The organism is Corallococcus sp. bb12-1 (assembly GCF_026626765.1).
Classification (GTDB): domain Bacteria; phylum Myxococcota; class Myxococcia; order Myxococcales; family Myxococcaceae; genus Corallococcus; species Corallococcus terminator.
Genome location: NZ_JAPNJZ010000003.1, coordinates 148,710 through 165,000, shown reverse-complemented (window position 1 = coordinate 165,000; position 16,291 = coordinate 148,710). Strand labels below are relative to the sequence as shown.

Sequence of the window (16,291 nt, the reverse complement as noted above, 5' to 3'; positions counted from 1 at the left end):
TAGGTGATGGCAAGCAGGTTAATATTCCTGCGCCATCTTGCAGACGTTGAACTGAGGGAGGACGGAGAAAGCTAGGCGAGCTGACGGGTGGTTGTGTCAGTCTAAAGACGTAGGGGTGTCGCGTACGAATAAAGGCGCGGCAGCTATCCCCGAGATCCCATGGCGCCCCGCAAGGGGTAAGTCGCTGATGCTCTGCTTCCAAGAAAAGTCCCGCAGGGAGTCTGCAGGGTGTCCGTACCGCAAACCGACACAGGTGGGTGAGGAGAAAATCCTAAGGCGCTTGAGAGAACTCTCCTCCAAGGAACTAGGCAAATTTCCACCGTAACTTCGGAAGAAGGTGGGCCTCTGGTAGGTGTAGGCGTACAGCCGAAGCCGAGAGAGGTTGCAGAGAAATGGCGGTAGCGACTGTTTACCAAAAACACAGGACTCTGCGAAGGCGACAAGCCGACGTATAGGGTCTGACTCCTGCCCGGTGCTGGAAGGTTAAGGGGATTCGTCAGCCGCAAGGCGAAGCGATGATCCGAAGCCCCAGTAAACGGCGGCCGTAACTATAACGGTCCTAAGGTAGCGAAATTCCTTGTCGGGTAAGTTCCGACCTGCACGAATGGAGTAACGACTTCCGCACTGTCTCGGAGAGGGACTCAGCGAAATTGAAATAGCTGTGCCGATGCAGTTTACCCGCAGCAAGACGGAAAGACCCCGTGAACCTTTACTACAACTTGACAGTGACACTAGGGATTGACTGTGTAGGATAGGTGGGAGCCTTTGAAGCCGGGCCGCTAGGTTCGGTGGAGGCAACGGTGAAATACCACCCTGTTGATTTCTGGTGTCTAACCATGTCTCGTCAGCCGGGACTGGGACACTGTCTGGTGGGTAGTTTGACTGGGGCGGTCGCCTCCCAAAAAGTAACGGAGGCGCGCGATGGTTCCCTCAGCCCGATTGGAAACCGGGCGTCGAGTGCAATGGCATAAGGGAGCTTGACTGCGAGACCGACAGGTCGAGCAGGTGCGAAAGCAGGTCATAGTGATCCGGTGGTCCTGAATGGAAGGGCCATCGCTCAACGGATAAAAGGTACTCCGGGGATAACAGGCTTATCTCCCCCAAGAGTTCACATCGACGGGGAGGTTTGGCACCTCGATGTCGGCTCATCGCATCCTGGGGCTGGAGCAGGTCCCAAGGGTTTGGCTGTTCGCCAATTAAAGCGGTACGCGAGCTGGGTTCAAAACGTCGTGAGACAGTTTGGTCCCTATCTGCTGTGGGCGTAGGATACTTGAGAGGCTCTGACCTTAGTACGAGAGGACCGGGTTGGAGGCACCGCTGGTGTACCAGTTGTCTCGCCAGAGGCATCGCTGGGTAGCCATGTGCCGATTGGATAACCGCTGAAAGCATCTAAGCGGGAAACCGACCTCAAGACCAGGTATCCCGGGCGCAAGCCCCTGAAGACTCGTGGAAGACTACCACGTTGATAGGCTGGGTGTGTAAGCGCGGTAACGCGTTAAGCTAACCAGTACTAATAAGTCGAGCGGCTTACTTTCCCCCTTCTCTTGCATGCCCCCAACCGGGGAGTAAGGGATTCGGGGCTAAGGCCGAGGCCAGGACGCGAAGCAAGGCGTCTGCCCGGAAGACAATAGCTATTTCACTCTTCTTCAATGAAGAGGCTTCATTCAAGCAGAAGCTTGCAACTTACCCTTCGTATGCACCGTCATTCGCTTTTCCGGTGGCAATGTCGGAGGGGTCACACCCGTTCCCATCCCGAACACGGAAGTTAAGCCCTCCAGAGCCGATGGTACTCCGCGGGAAACCGCGTGGGAGAGTAGGTCGCTGCCGGATTCTTTTTGAAGAGCCCCTGGTGCCGCAAGGCGCCGGGGGCTTTTGTCTTTGCGGGCTTTGGGTTTGGCTCGCGTGCGACGGACCCTGGTGCACGCTGCCTGTGTTTGGAGTCAACGGACGCCGAGCGGGGTCTTTCTCGCGGCACGTTGGCGCATGGCCTCCGGGGCGCGCCCAACCGGGGCGTCCTTTCCGTGGCGCAGGTCGGCCGGTGTGATCGGGAGCCCCGAGCTGGGCTCCTGTGCTGGATCGACGTTCCTGCTTCCTCCTCCATGTCTGCGTCATTCGCCCGTTTGGAGCGCCCTGGCGGGCCCGAATCGGGCTGTATTCGGGTGGCGAGCCTGGTCCTGTTCGCCCCCGGTTCAGCGGCGCCCAGGAGCGCCTGGGAAGCGGGGTGGGCCGCTTTGGGGGCGCTTGGTCGCCAAGTTCTCGGATTCCTTGGGGAATCGCGTCATCGTGGATGTTTGACCGCCGATGCCGCAGGATCTAGAGTCTCTTCTCCCCCCGGTCTGCGCACCGCCTGCCGCGGTCCGTACTCGCCGGCGCCGGGCAGCCCCGCGAGATGAAGAAGCCGACCTTCTTTGGGAAGTACCTGCTCCTTGAGCGCGTCAACGTCGGCGGTATGGCCGAGGTCTTCATTGCGAAGGCCTTTGGCGTCGAGGGCTTTGAGCGCATCCTGGCCATCAAGAAGATCCTCCCGACGATGGCCGAGGATGACGAGTTCATCACGATGTTCATCGATGAGGCGCGGATCAGCGTTCAGCTGAACCACGCCAACATCGTCCACATCCATGAACTCGGAAAGCACGAGGACACGTACTTCATCGCCATGGAGTACGTGGCCGGCCGCGATGTCCGCACGCTCCTGGAGCGCTATCGCCGTCGCAAGGAGATCATGCCCACCGCCCAGGCGGTGTTCATCGTCTCCAAGATGTGTGAGGGCCTGGACTACGCCCACCGCAAGAAGGACGCGCGTGGCCAGGACCTGGGCATCATCCACCGCGACGTCTCTCCCCAGAACATCCTCGTGTCCTACGAGGGAGAGACGAAGATCATCGACTTTGGCATCGCCAAGGCGGCCAACCGTTCGCAGAAGACGCAAGCCGGCATCCTCAAGGGGAAGTTCGGCTACATGAGCCCGGAGCAGGTCCGGGGCATGCCTATCGATCGGCGCAGCGACATCTTCGCCGTCGGCGTCCTGCTGTACGAAATGCTCACGGGCGAGAAGCTCTTCGTGGGCGAGTCGGACTTCTCCACCCTGGAGAAGGTGCGCAACGCGGACATCCCGCTGCCTCGCGAGTTCAACCCGAACATCTCCGCGGGACTGGAGAAGGTCGTCCTCAAGGCGCTCGCGCGTGAGCCCGAGGATCGCTACCAGTGGGCGTCGGACCTGCAGGAGGATCTGATGCGCTTCCTCCTGGCGGGGGATGCCATCTATTCGTCGAAGCACCTGTCCACCTTCATGAAGGAGGCCTTCGCCGAGGACATGCTGCGCGAGGCGGAGAAGATGGAGCGATATGCCTCCGTCGAACGTCCGGACCAGATTGAACAGTCTGGCGTGACGGTTCCTCCTCCTCCTGCGGCCCGCCCAACCTCGCAGAAGCGATCTCCTGCGGCGCCCGGGTCTCCTGCGGGGCGCGCTTCGACGGCGCCAGCGCAGCCCGCGCCTGGCTACATTCCTCCGCCCTCCGTCGAGGAACTGGCGGAGATGGATGGCGCCGCCGACAAGACGCAGATCGTCGATTCGACGCACACGCTTCGGCCTCCGGAGACCCGGATCGCCGACAGCAGCGTGGTGGTGGACGACAGCATCACGGGTCGGTCGGAGAACCCCATCGACCGGGCCGGACATCACACCAGCGCTTCTCCCTTCGGGCGGGAAGACGGGCCCCGCGGCAAGAACAAGAGTGGCCCCAAGTCCCAGGTCATCATCGGGGACGAGGGGGGCGAAGCCTATGGCGGCGCCACGATGATCGGTCCGGCTCCGACCGCGCCTCCGTCCCGAGGACGTGGTGGCTCCGCCGCGCCCGTGCTGGACCCGGAGGAAGAGGAGACCACGGGCAACATCACCCTTCCGGTGGGCTCTCGCCACAACGGGCTGCGTCCCCAGGCCCAGGCCGCTGAGGCGGATGATGCCTACGACGACCCGGCGGACGAGTACGGCGGTGAGGGGCAGGACGACTACGACAACGGGGCGCAAGACTCCGACGACCCGCGCTACGACGACGAGGAGGATGGACCGGCCACCATCCCCCAGAAGGCCCCGAAGGGCGGCGCGAAGGGGGCTCCTCCCGTCAAGGCCGCGGCCAAGCCCGCCAAACCGAAGCCTCAGGCGGCTGGACAGAAGAAGCCGATTCCCAAGCCCGCCATCATCGGCGCGGCTGCGGCGGTGGCCCTGCTCCTCATCGGTGGGCTGGTGTTCGCGGTGCGTGGCTCCTCCACGGGGTACGTCAACTTCGTCGTGAGGCCCATCGGCGCCACGGTCCTGGTGGATGGGCAGCCCGTGAAGGCCAACGAGGTGGTGGAACTCTCCGCTGGCGTGCACCAGATCAGCGCGTCGGCTCCGGACTACCAGCCCACAGCCCAGCAGGTCGAGGTCGTGGCGGGACAGGAGGCGACCGTCGTCCCCCTGGTCCTGAAGGCCAAAGCCGCGACGCCTCCCAAGGATCCGCCGCCCGCGACGCCGCCTCCGGTGACGCCGCCCCCGGTGGTCGCGAACAATCCTCCGCCGACCCCCCCCGAGACGCCCCCGGACAAGCCTGTGGAGCCTCCGGCTCCGAAGACGTTCACGGCCTCGTTCGAGGGCCAGGACGGCGCGGAGATCGTGGTGGGGGGCAAGTCCCTTGGGAAGGTCCCCGGGGCGAAGCTTGCCGATCTGGAGATTGGCAAGACGTACAGCTTCACGGCGAAGCGCGAAGGCTTCAAACCCTTCACGGGTGAGTTCACGTCTTCCGGTGACGCCGAGGTGAAGGTCGCCTTCACGCTGGAGGCGGTGCCCGAGCCGACGCCGACCCCTGAGCCGCCCACTCCGCCGAAGCCCAAGCCGCCCAAGCCCACGCCTGTCGCCACGCCGACACAGCCGAAGCCTCCGAAGCCGGCGCCGAGCAACGCGGTGGGCAAGTTCGCCTGCAGCACCTCCCCGGCGGGTGCTCAGATCTGGGTAGATGGGAAGAACACGGGGCGGGTCAGTCCCGTCCCGCTGGGCAACCCGCTCAGCCTGCCCGTGGGCAAGCGCAAGGTTGTCTTCAAGCTCAACGGCAAGTCGACCAAGCCGCAGGTCGTCATCATCGAAGAGGGTGGTGTCGCCAAGCTGATCAACGTCCCGGTGAACTGACGGAGACGGCCGACCAGAGGGCATCTTGTGCCCTCTGCGATTGTTGAGCAGGGATGTTGGGGGGCGGGCTAAGACGCCTCGCCGCAGACGCTCCATTCGTTGAGGTGATGTGTCCATGAGCACGACGTCCAATCGAGGCAAGCCCGACGCTGGCCCCGCGCAGCAGCCGTTCACCTATCCGCTCCGCAAGGAGTTCGTGGAGCCCGACTGGCGGCGCATCCCGGGCTTCAAGGACGTCACGCAAGCGGAGTGGGAGAGCTCCGTCTGGCAGCGCAAGCACACCGTGAAGAACCTGCGGGAGCTGAAGGCGACGCTCGGGACGCTGCTGCCCGACGATCTGGCCATGGGCATGGAGCTGGACCAGAAGGAGCGGGCGACGATGTCCATCCTCGTCCCGCCCCAGATGCTCAACACCATGAACCTGGAGGACCTGTGGCAGGACCCCGTCCGCCGGTACATGCTGCCGGCGCTCGCGGACCGCCGCACCGACTGGGCGAACCACCCTCGCGCCAGCCGTGACAGCCTCCACGAGGCTGACATGTGGGTCGTCGAGGGCCTGACGCACCGCTATCCGACCAAGGTGCTGGCGGAGATGCTGCCCACCTGCCCGCAGTACTGCGGCCACTGCACCCGCATGGACCTGGTGGGCAATGACGTGCCCCAGGTGTCCAAGCACAAGTTCGCGACGGGCCAGAAGGAACGCTACGAGCAGATGCTGGACTACCTGCGCCGCACGCCCACCGTGCGCGACGTGGTGGTGTCCGGCGGCGACATCGCGAACCTGCCCATCCAGGCGCTGGAGCCGTTCGTCAGCGCGCTGATGGACATCCCGAACATTCGGGACATCCGGCTCGCCAGCAAGGGGCTGATGGCCCTGCCGCAGCACTTCCTCCAGGACAGCGTCCTGCAGGGGCTGGACCGGCTGGCGAAGAAGGCCGTGGATCGCGGCGTGGACCTGGCGCTGCACACGCACGTCAACCACGCGCAGCAGCTCACGCCGCTGGTGGGCAAGGCGGTTCGCAAGCTGCTCGACATGGGCTTCCGCGACGTGCGCAACCAGGGCGTGCTGCTGCGGGGCGTGAATGACAGCTCCAAGGCGCTGCTGGACCTGTGCTTCACGCTGCTCGACCACGCGAAGATCCTGCCGTACTACTTCTACATGTGCGACATGATCCCCAACAGCGAGCATTGGCGGCTGTCGGTGGCGCAGGCGCAGAAGCTCCAGCACGACATCATGGGCTACATGCCGGGCTTCGCCACGCCGCGCATCGTCTGTGACGTGCCGTTCGTGGGCAAGCGGTGGATCCATCAGGTGGCGGAGTACGACCGCGAGCGCGGCATCTCCTACTGGACCAAGAACTACCGCACGAGTGTCGAGGCGAACGACCCCGAGGCACTTGATCGCAAGTACGAGTACTTCGATCCCATCGACACGCTGCCGGAGTCCGGTCAGGCGTGGTGGCGGGAGCAGCCGAAGGCCGCGTGATGGATTCCTCCGCAGTCTCGTCCGCGCCCGTGGTCGCGCGCCCCTCGGTCAGTGCCGAGGGGCGGGCCCGCTTGTTTCCTTCCGCCTCTGATGCCGAGTGGGCGGACTGGCGCTGGCAGCAGCGGCATGCGGTGCGCAATCTGGAGCAGTTGGAGCGCTACGTCCGTCTGACCCCCGACGAGCGCGCCGGGGTGCAGGAGACGTCCTCGCTGTTCCGGGTGGGCATCAGCCCCTACTACCTGTCGCTCATCGACCCCGACCACGCGTCGTGTCCGGTGCGCATGCAGTCCATCCCCGTGCGGGCCGAGGCCCGCGTGCGGCCCGGTGAGCTGGAGGATCCGCTCGGCGAGGACAAGACGCGCCCGGAGGAGTGCATCGTGCACAAGTATCCGGACCGGGTGCTGTTCCTGGCCATCGATACGTGCTCGGTCTACTGCCGCCACTGCACCCGGCGCCGCATCACCAAGGGCGGGGAGGCGGAGCTCACCAGGGACCAGATGCGCCGGGGCATCGAGTACGTGCGCAACCACCCGGAGGTCCGCGACGTGCTCATCTCCGGCGGAGACCCGTTCCTGCTGGGCGAGGAGCGGCTGGAGTCGCTGCTCGCGCCGCTGAGCGAGATTCCGCATGTGGAGATGATCCGCATTGGAACGCGGGTGCCGGTGGTGCTGCCCATGCGGGTGACGGATTCGCTCGCGCAGCTGCTTCGCCGGTACGCGCCCGTCTACGTCATCACCCACTTCAACCACCCGAAGGAAGTGACCCCGGAGGCGCGGGAGGCGTGTGAGCGGCTGGTGGATCATGGTGTGCCCGTGGAGAACCAGGCCGTGCTGATGCGGCAGCTCAATTCGGACGCGCGGATCATCAAGGAGCTGTCCCACAAGCTGCTGCGCAGCCGCGTGCGGCCGTACTACCTGCACCAGATGGATGTCGCCGAAGGGTGCGAACACCTGCGCACGCCCATCTCCAAGGGGCTGGAGATCCTCCAGCAGCTTCGCGGACACACCACCGGGCTCGCCGTGCCGCACCTCGCGGTGGATCTTCCGGGGGGCGGCGGGAAGGTCACCCTCCAGCCCGACTACGTCATCGAGCGTGGGGAGCGGGAGACCCTGTTCCGCAACTACAAGGGCGAGACGTACGCCTACCCTGAACCCGAGGAGACCGACTGCTCCTGCCCGTACGATGAGGTGTGGCAGGCCCGTTCCCGGGAAATGGGCCGCTGACGGTCCGGGCCTCCCGCGTGCTTCGTTCGCTCGGGCGCGGGGGGGCGTGAAGGGTCTCGCCGCATGCGCGCGGCGGAGTGCTACCGGCCGCGACGGGAGTTCGACTTCGACGCTTTCCGGCCAGTCGGGGCCGGGGTTTCATCCACCATCTTCGCGATGTCCACGGGCGGTCCGGACTCCAGGCTCCCGTCGACATCGACGGACACCTCCGCTCCCTCCGCGGATTCCAGCTCCACGGGCTCCGCGTCGCTGAAGCCCTGCTGGATGTGGACCTCCTGGTCGCCGGCGGCGCGCTTCTTCTCCTCGGCTTCCTTGTCGGCCTTGGCCTTGTCCTCGAGCCGCTTGGCCTCGTTGGCGGCGCGCGCGTTGTCGTCGGGCGTCATCCTCGCCGTGTAGCCGGCGTACTCCTTCGCTGAGATGCCGTGCTTCTCCATGACCTTGGCGGCTTCCGCCTGCTGATCGCGGATGGCCTGGCCGCGCTCCGCGTTGCTCATCTCCGACGACTTCCGGTTGCCGTAGGACGCCCCCACCTTCGTCTGGGCGGCGGCTTCGTCACGGCGGATGGCTGCCACCTTCTCGGGCGACAGACCTTCGTCCTCCGCGAGGACGGGCGTCGCCAGCAGGAGCGACGAGGCAGCGAGGAACAGCGGAAGGCGCGTGGTCATGTCGAGGCTCCTGAGTCGGACCCATCATAGGCATGGAGCCACGGGGGACGCATGGGCGAGCGTCTCCCGGTGGGCGGTTCCCTCACGCCAGGCTTTTCAGCCGGCCTGGCACCGCGCGCAGCCATCGCCCGCGCCCGCACACTGCTCGCGTGCGTTCGCGCAGCGCGGCGGCAGGTCGTCGCGGTCGGGGTTCCGCTCCACCAGCCCGCACAGTTGCTCCGCCGTGGCACAGGTCTTCGCGGAGAGGTCGCACTGCTCCGCGCAGTCCAGATCGTCCTCCTGCTCTCGGGCCCGGAGCTCTTCCAGGCGCGCCGTGGCCCCGTCGATGGCCGCGTCGTCGTCCCCGGCCACCCGGGTGTCCACGTGCTTCGCGCAGCCCGCCAGCCCGATGCCCACGACGAGGATTGCCAGCCACGACCCGGTTGCTCGCATGCCCTACCCATATGCGTCCGCTCCCGGCTGCGTCCAGTCACCCTGACCATGGGAATGGGCCCTCGACGGGGCGGGGCATGTCTGGCGTCCGTCTCCGGCCTCGTTCGATCCTCCTGATGCGCCGGGTAGGGGCCTCGGTGGTGCGGAAGCGCGGATGTCCGCACCCAGCCTCGTCCGTTCCTCTCGCCGAGCCTGGTCGGGGCCTCCAATGGTTTGAGAGTGCCTGGAGATGTCTGCTCGCGGCCTCGTTCGCTTCTCTTGCCGGGCCGGGCGGGGGCCTTCCAACAGTTCGGGTGCGCCTGTGAGGTCCGCACCGAGCCTCGTTCGGTCTCGCTGCCGCGCAGTAGAAGGGCAGGCCGCCAAGGGTTCAACATGCCGTGGCGTGGTGGCCGTCCGCTCGTGGCTCCGTCGATCCACCCTGATTCGAGCACCGGGCCCACCAACGGTTCCGCGTGCCGTGGCGTGGCGGCCTCCGCTCGTGGCTTCGTCGATCCCCTGATGCGCGCACCGGGCCGGACAAACGGTTCGGAGTGCAAAGGCGTTCAGGTGGCACGCGGCGCTTGAATACCGGGGCTGATCAGCGGCGCTCCGGGGAGCGCATGCGTCGCTCGGGCCTGGGTTCGGGTTCTGGGGGCCGGGTCCAGTACAGCCAGCCCGTCAGGGCGAGGAGCGCGGCCACGGCCAGCCTCCGCAGCCATTCTTCCCGGGCCCGTCCGGGTGAATCCGCTTCCGCCTGCGCGGCCTTCGCCAGCGCGGTTTCCATTTCGGGCCCCAGTTCATGCATGCGTCTGCACACCTGGACCACCGGGGTCAGCGCCACGGGTACGGGTGCGGTGTCCTTCTCCACGGCCGCGGCCAACATGCGCTCCCAGGCGGCGGCTTCCTCCACTCCGTCCGGTTCCCTCGCGGGCTGTCCCGCCTGTCGGGCCAGCGCCACGGCGGAGCGCAACAGCAACACCGAGAAGGCGTCACTGGAGATCCCGTACCAGCTCGCGCACTCCACGAGCGTGCGGCGTTCAACGAGGCGGCGAAGCAACACGGCGGCCGTGCGCGGCTCCAACTCGCGAAGGGCCGCGCCGAGGGCTTCGGTGGACAGGTGGGAGACTTCAGGTACGGAGGCAGTCACGCGGATTCCATTCTGCGGCATCCGCCGGGCATTTTCGCGGGCCACATCGGTCCCTTGACTGGCTGCCGCATGGCACTGGACGGGTTGACGGCCCCCTGTTTCGACTCCCTGCCTTCCCGCGCCCATCACGGGCCAGGGGACGCCCAGGCCCCTGCGGTGTGTCGGACACGCTCTCTTCTTCCGCGGCTTCGTGCGCATGCCGGGACAGGCGCGAATCCCTCGCGCTACACAAGCTCGTGGACTGGGGGCACTGCTCGGCAGCTGAGGTGGCCGGAGTTGGCCGTTGGCTGCGTGGCTCGCGGGGAGATGGGATCAGGCTGCCCCATCCGGCGGATACCCCTGCCTTCGACGTCCTTCGTTGGGCTTGGTGGGTCCGTGGCGGCCTCCGCGTGCCCAGTCCTTCGGTCGATTTCTTGAGGCGGATCGCCACGCCCCTAGAGTGTTCGACCATGTTGCAACGTGTGGCACTGCTGCTGCTCCTGCTCGCCTCGTCGCGGGCGTTCGCCGTGGAGACGATGCGCATTGCCATGGATGACCCCGGGGACGAGGTCCGCGTGAGCGGTCGCGGCCTTGGCTTCGGACCCGATGCCGAGGACGGCTCCTTCGTGGCCATCAGCGCGGGACAGGCCACCGTGCGCCGTCGCAGCGGACGCCTGGAGGTCAACGGCGCTCCGGTCGTGGGCGATGCCGTCCGCTTTCGCGGCGGACTGGAGTCCCTGGACGCGGGCGGGCCCGGCAACGAGCCCCTCAAGGCCGGCAACTCGCAGGTGCGCGGCGACGTCGTCGTGCGCGTCTACCGCGACAGCCTCCAGCTCATCAACGTCATCCCCCTGGAGGACTACCTGGCGGCGGTGCTCGGCAGCGAGATGCCGGTGTCCTTCCCGCTGGAGGCCCTCAAGGCCCAGGCTGTCGCCGCGCGCACCTACGCGCTGCAGAAGAAGCTGGATTCCTACGGTGCCGCCTTCCACATGGGCAGCAGCGTGCTCCATCAGGTGTACGGCGGCGTCAATCGCGAGGACGCGAAGACGCGCGCCGCGGTCGAGGCCACTCGCGGCGAGGTGCTGACGTACGACCTGGCCCCCATCGAGGCGTACTTCCACGCCACGTGCGGGGGCCGCACCGAGTCCGGTCAGGATGCGCTCGGGCGGAACCTGCCCTACCTGAAGCCTGTCGACTGCCCCTGCGGCAAGCTGCCGGCCAGTCGCTGGTCCGCGACCCTGTCCGAAGGCGAGCTGCGCAAGGCCCTGAAGTCCTCTCCGGACGGCATGCGCGTCACCGCGCGCACCGCCACGCACCGGGTGACCCGCGTGACGCTCGCGGATGGCTCCTCCGTAGACGGGGTGCAGTTCCGGCGCAAGCTGGGCTACATGCGGCTCAAGAGCCTGGACTTCGACGTGGAGGCCACCGGCAAGGGCTACGTCTTCACCGGGCGCGGCTTCGGCCATGGCGCGGGCCTCTGCCAGTGGGGCGCCAAGGCGCTCGCCGACAAGGGGAAGGGGTACCAGGAAATCCTCTCCCACTACTACCCGGGCGCCGAGTTCCAGCAGCTCTACTGACCCCCGCCCCTCGGGGTTCCGCGTGGGCGCGGGGACTGCTACAAGCGCTGCCCCCGTGTCGTCCCTCCTCTCCGACTACGATTTCGAACTTCCCGAGGCGCAGATCGCCCAGGCGCCGCTGCCCCACCGGGACGCTTCGCGCCTGATGGTCGTCAGCCGTGCCACCGGCGCGTGGAGCCACCAGCGCTTCACCGACCTGGGGGACCTGCTGCGCGACGGCGACCTGCTCGTCCTCAACGACGCGCGCGTCATCCCCGCCCGCCTGCTGGGGCAGAAGTCCGGCACCGGCGGCCGCGTCGAGCTCCTGGTGGTCCGGCCCGCCGCCACCTCCACGCTGACCTCCGCCGCGCTGGGCGGGGCTCCCGAATCGCTCGAGTGGGTCTGCCTGGGACAGGCGTCCAAGGGCCTCAAGCCCGGCCAGTCCCTCACCTTCGCCGGAGGCCTGTCCGCCGAGGTCCTGGAGGCCCTGGGGGGAGGGGAGTACCGCGTTCGCTTCCACGCCGTTCCGGGCGCCTCCCTGGCCTCGCTCCTGGACGCCGCCGGCCGGCTGCCCCTGCCGCCCTACATCACGCGGGAGCCGGAAGCCGCCGACGCCGAGCGCTACCAGACCGTCTACGCGCGCGCTTCTGGCGCCGTGGCCGCTCCCACCGCCGGCCTGCACTTCACCGACGCCGTGTTCGCGAGCCTCGCGGCGCGGGGTATCTCGCGCGTGGAGGTGACGCTCGACGTGGGGCCCGGCACCTTCCTCCCCGTGCGCGAGGAGGTGCTGGACAAGCACCACATGCACCCGGAGCGCTTCACCGTGCCGGAGGCCACCGCCGCCGCCGTGAACGCCGCGAAGGCGGAGGGGCGCCGCGTGGTCGCCGTGGGCACCACCGTGGTGCGCACCCTGGAGTCCGCCACCGACCCCCAGACGGGCCGGCTGCGCTCCGGGCCCGGCGAGACGGCGATGTTCATCCGCCCCGGCTATGTCTTCCGTCAGGTGGATGTGCTCCTCACGAACTTCCACCTCCCGCGCTCCACGCTGGTGATGCTGGTGAGCGCGCTCCTGGGCCGTGAGCGCACGCTCGCCGCGTACCAGGAGGCCGTGCGCGCGGGCTACCGGTTCTTCAGTTACGGCGATGCCATGTTGGTGAAGGAGTGAGTGCCGTGGTCGACGAGCAGCGCAAGGAAAAGGGCGATACCCGCGTGCCCCCGGGACTGGTGCGCTTCGAGCTGTTGCACGAGGACACCGGCACCAAGGCCCGCCGCGGGCGGCTGCACACGCCCCATGGCCCCATCGAGACGCCCATCTTCATGCCCGTGGGCACCGTGGGCAGCGTCAAGGGCGTGGGCCCCGACGACCTCGTCAACCTGGATGCGCAGATCATCCTGGGCAACACCTACCACCTGATGCTCCGCCCCGGAGAGCCGCTCATCCAGGAGATGGGAGGCCTGCACCGCTTCATCTCCTGGGACCGGCCCATGCTCACCGACAGCGGCGGCTTCCAGGTGTTCAGCCTGTCGGAGAAGCGCAAAATCACCGAGGAGGGCGCCGCGTTCCAGTCGCACCTGGACGGCTCGCGTCACTCGCTGTCGCCGGAGCGCTCCATCTCCATCCAGGAGACGCTGGGCGCGGACATCATCATGGCGTTCGACGAGTGCCCCCCGTCCACCGAGGACCGCCCCTACCTGGAGAAGTCCCTGGCCCGCACCACGCGCTGGCTGCACCGGTGCGTGAATGCCTGGAGCCGCGAGCGCTCGTCGCTCTTCGGCATCGTCCAGGGCGGCCTCCACGAGGACCTGCGCAAGCGCCACGCGGAGGAGATCTGCGCGGTGGACCTGCCCGGGTACGCGCTGGGCGGCTACTCCGTGGGCGAGGCCCCGGAGGCGATGCACGCGGGCGTGGCCTACTCCGCGCCGCTCTTGCCCCGCGACAAGCCCCGGTACCTGATGGGCGTGGGGACGCCGCTGGACCTGGTGACGTGCGTGGAGCAGGGCGTGGACATGTTCGACTGCGTGCTGCCCACCCGGTGCGCCCGGAACGGCCTGCTCTTCACGTCCGAGGGCAAGCTCGTCATCCGCAACGCCGCCTACGCCAGGGACCCCCGGCCGGTGGACCCGGCGTGCTCCTGCTACACCTGCCGGACCTTCAGCCGGGCCTACCTGCGCCACCTGTTCGCGGCGGGGGAAATCCTCGCGATGCGCCTCAACACACTGCACAACCTGCACTACTTCCTCACCCTGATGGCCGATGTACGCCGTGCCATCACCGAGAACCGGTTCGCTTCGTTCGCGAAGGACTTCCGGGCCCGTGCCCACGCCCAGGAGGCCGAGCGGACCCGTGGTCGGTGAGCGACCAACGGGATTGCCGTGCTTCCGGCGTTCACTTGCTCACATGGGGCGCCCTTGCTAAGAGGCCACCCTTTCGGATGTTTTTGCCCCCACCCGTACGCCGGGGACGGGGCACACACGGATTTCTTCCGAATCCTCCCTTCAAACCACGAGGCAGTGAGTGGCTGACAGTTTCCTGATTCTCGCGCAGGCCGGGGCGGGTTCTCCCCTGGGGACCTTCGGCTTCCTCGCCGTGCTGGTGGCCATCATGTACTTCGTGATGATCCGCCCCCAGCAGAAGCAGCTCAAGGAGCACCGCGCGCTGCTGGCGGGGCTGAAGAAGGGGGATGACGTCGTGACGTCCGGCGGCATCCTCGGGCGCATCCACCAGGTGGATGACAGCACCGTGACCGTGGAGATCGCCAGCGGCGTGCGCGTGCGCGTGCTGAAGACGGCTGTGAGTGCGAAGGGAACCGTTCCGGTGGCTGCGGCCCCGACGGCGACCTCCACCGAGAAGAAGGAGGACAAGTAAATGGACCGCGGCTGGTATTGGAAGTTCGGAATGATTGTCGCGGTGACGCTGGGAACGCTCTGGTTCCTCGTCCCCACGTACTACTCGCTGGTGGTGTTGGATCGCGCCGAGCGCAACAACATCGCCGTGCTGGAGAAGCGGCTGCCCGCGTGGGCGCCTCCCGCCAGGTACCGCCTCAACCTGGGGCTGGACCTGCAGGGCGGCATCCACATGGTCATGCGCGTGGACACCAAGACGGCCCTGCAGAAGCGCACCGAGCGCCGCGGGCAGCAGATCGCCACGTACGTCAACGACAAGAAGCTGGGCGAAGTGACGGCGGACACGGATCCGGAGCGGCTGCAGCTCGTGCTGACGGCCAAGGATCCGGCGACGATGGACGCCATCCAGAAGGAGGTGCTGGCCACCTTCACCGACTTCTCCCTGGAGTCTCGCAACGGCGGCACGCTGGTGCTCAAGCCGGACGAGGGCCAGGTGAACCGCTTCCGTGACGAGGCCGTGGACCAGGCGATGCTCGTCATCCGCCGCCGCATCGACAAGTGGGGCGTGGCGGAAGTGGACGTGCGCAAGCTGGGCACCGACTCCATCCAGATCTCCCTGCCGGGCCGCAGCAACCCGGAGCAGGCCAAGGAGCTGGTGGGCACCACCGCGCAGCTGGAGTTCCGGATGGTGGACGACACCAACCCCCAGGTCTTCGCGCAGATGTTCACCCAGAGCCCGCCGCCGGCGGAGAGCAACATCACCCTGGCGCAGGATGAAGGCTTCCCGCAGTTGTCCTCGCCCAACCGCGAGGCGCTGCTGGCGTACGCGAAGGACAAGGCGCCCGAAGGCCGCGACGTGCTGACCCAGTGCGTGGCCAACCCGGTGAAGAAGAACGACTGCATCGCGTACCGCAGCTTCCTCGTGGACAAGCACGTGCCGCTCACGGGTGAGAGCCTGTCGGGCGCGGACGCGTCCGTCAGCCAGATGAACGAGCCGGAGGTGAACATCGCCTTCGACCCGGCGGGCGCTCGCGAGTTCGAGAAGCTCACCGAGGCGGGCGTGGGCCGGCGCATGGCCATCGTGCTGGACGACAACGTCCACACCGCCCCGAACATCAACGAGAAGATTGGCGGCGGTCGCGCGCGCATCACCATGGGCCGCGCGGGCTCTCGCGGCTTCGATGAGTGGCTGGGCGAGGCGCAGACGCTGGCGCTGGTGCTCAAGGCGGGCGCGCTGCCCGCGCCGGTGACGGTGGGCGAAATCCGTCAGGTGGGCGCGACGCTGGGCGACGAGCTCATCAAGAAGGGCAGCCTGGCCGCGCTGGTGGGCCTGGCGCTCGTCATCGTCTTCATGGCCGTCTACTACCGCAAGTCGGGCCTCATCGCGGACGTGGCGCTCCTGCTCAACGGTCTGCTCATCCTGGCGGGTCTGGCGTTCTTCAACGCCACGCTGACCCTGCCGGGCATCGCGGGGTTCGTGCTGACGCTGGGCATCGCGGTGGATGCGAACGTGCTCATCAACGAGCGCATCCGCGAGGAGCTGTCCAACGGCAAGACCGCGCGCGCGGCGGTGGACCAGGGCTACGACCGCGCCTTCTGGACCATCTTCGACGCGCACGTGACGACGCTCATCGCGGGCTTCATCCTGTTCTTCACCGGAACCGGGCCCGTCCGCGGCTTCGCCACCACGCTCATCGTGGGTCTCCTGGCGTCGCTGTTCACGTCCATCGTCGTGACGCGCGTCATCACGACCTACTTCGTCCACGGCCGTAATGCGCAGTCGGTGTCGGTCTAACCGGCTCAGGCGCCACGGGAACCC

Annotated in this window: 11 protein-coding genes and 2 rRNA genes (1 of these 13 running past the window's edge); 10 read left to right on the top strand and 3 right to left on the bottom strand. The window is 67.2% G+C overall.

The features are described from left to right. The 5 genes from OV208_RS08345 to OV208_RS08325 all read left to right on the top strand — a co-directional run. Positions 1 to 1,535 (top strand): 23S ribosomal RNA (locus OV208_RS08345); it begins 1,433 nt to the left of the window's first position. A gap of 178 nt (positions 1,536 to 1,713) precedes the next feature. Beyond that, positions 1,714 to 1,830: ribosomal RNA gene (gene rrf / locus OV208_RS08340) — 5S ribosomal RNA — on the top strand. Positions 1,831 to 2,389: 559 nt separating this feature from the next. Continuing rightward, positions 2,390 to 5,161, top strand: a complete 2,772-nt coding sequence (locus OV208_RS08335; protein WP_267573299.1) for a protein kinase domain-containing protein — start codon at positions 2,390 to 2,392, stop codon at positions 5,159 to 5,161. A gap of 115 nt (positions 5,162 to 5,276) precedes the next feature. Continuing rightward, complete coding sequence (locus OV208_RS08330; RefSeq protein ID WP_267573298.1) at positions 5,277 to 6,647, top strand: KamA family radical SAM protein; 1,371 nt, start codon at positions 5,277 to 5,279, stop codon at positions 6,645 to 6,647. Beyond that, a complete protein-coding gene (locus OV208_RS08325; protein ID WP_267573297.1) occupies positions 6,647 to 7,870 on the top strand; it encodes a KamA family radical SAM protein in 1,224 nt (407 codons plus the stop codon). Before OV208_RS08330 ends, OV208_RS08325 begins: the two co-directional genes overlap by 1 nt. Before the next feature lie 80 nt (positions 7,871 to 7,950). Here the strand turns inward: OV208_RS08325 and OV208_RS08320 are convergent, their stop codons facing one another. The 3 genes from OV208_RS08320 to OV208_RS08310 form a co-directional block, all read right to left on the bottom strand. Further along, positions 7,951 to 8,535: a hypothetical protein gene (locus OV208_RS08320; RefSeq protein ID WP_267573296.1), complete on the bottom strand. Its 585-nt coding sequence runs from the start codon at positions 8,533 to 8,535 to the stop codon at positions 7,951 to 7,953. A 96-nt stretch (positions 8,536 to 8,631) separates the two neighbouring features. Then, positions 8,632 to 8,967, bottom strand: coding sequence for a hypothetical protein (locus OV208_RS08315; protein ID WP_267573295.1), 336 nt, complete (start codon positions 8,965 to 8,967; stop codon positions 8,632 to 8,634). 577 nt (positions 8,968 to 9,544) lie between these two features. After that, positions 9,545 to 10,093, bottom strand: coding sequence for a hypothetical protein (locus OV208_RS08310; protein ID WP_267573294.1), 549 nt, complete (start codon positions 10,091 to 10,093; stop codon positions 9,545 to 9,547). A gap of 449 nt (positions 10,094 to 10,542) precedes the next feature. On the opposite strand from OV208_RS08310, the gene OV208_RS08305 reads away from it, so the two are divergent. The 5 genes from OV208_RS08305 to secD all read left to right on the top strand — a co-directional run bounded on the left by OV208_RS08305 (position 10,543) and on the right by secD (position 16,267). Further along, positions 10,543 to 11,649, top strand: a complete 1,107-nt coding sequence (locus OV208_RS08305) for a SpoIID/LytB domain-containing protein (RefSeq protein WP_267573293.1) — start codon at positions 10,543 to 10,545, stop codon at positions 11,647 to 11,649. A 55-nt stretch (positions 11,650 to 11,704) separates the two neighbouring features. Then, positions 11,705 to 12,793 (top strand): tRNA preQ1(34) S-adenosylmethionine ribosyltransferase-isomerase QueA, encoded by a 1,089-nt coding sequence (queA, locus tag OV208_RS08300; protein ID WP_120543270.1) that lies wholly within the window; start codon positions 11,705 to 11,707, stop codon positions 12,791 to 12,793. A gap of 56 nt (positions 12,794 to 12,849) precedes the next feature. Further along, positions 12,850 to 13,983 (top strand): tRNA guanosine(34) transglycosylase Tgt, encoded by a 1,134-nt coding sequence (gene tgt / locus OV208_RS08295; RefSeq protein WP_420714998.1) that lies wholly within the window; start codon positions 12,850 to 12,852, stop codon positions 13,981 to 13,983. 160 nt (positions 13,984 to 14,143) lie between these two features. Continuing rightward, entirely contained in the window at positions 14,144 to 14,494 is a 351-nt protein-coding gene (yajC, locus tag OV208_RS08290) for a preprotein translocase subunit YajC (protein WP_120543272.1), read from the top strand. Continuing rightward, positions 14,495 to 16,267 carry a protein translocase subunit SecD gene (gene secD / locus OV208_RS08285; RefSeq protein WP_267573291.1) on the top strand — a complete coding sequence of 591 codons (1,773 nt, stop codon included), beginning with the start codon at positions 14,495 to 14,497 and terminating at the stop codon, positions 16,265 to 16,267. Positions 16,268 to 16,291 lie beyond the last annotated feature (24 nt).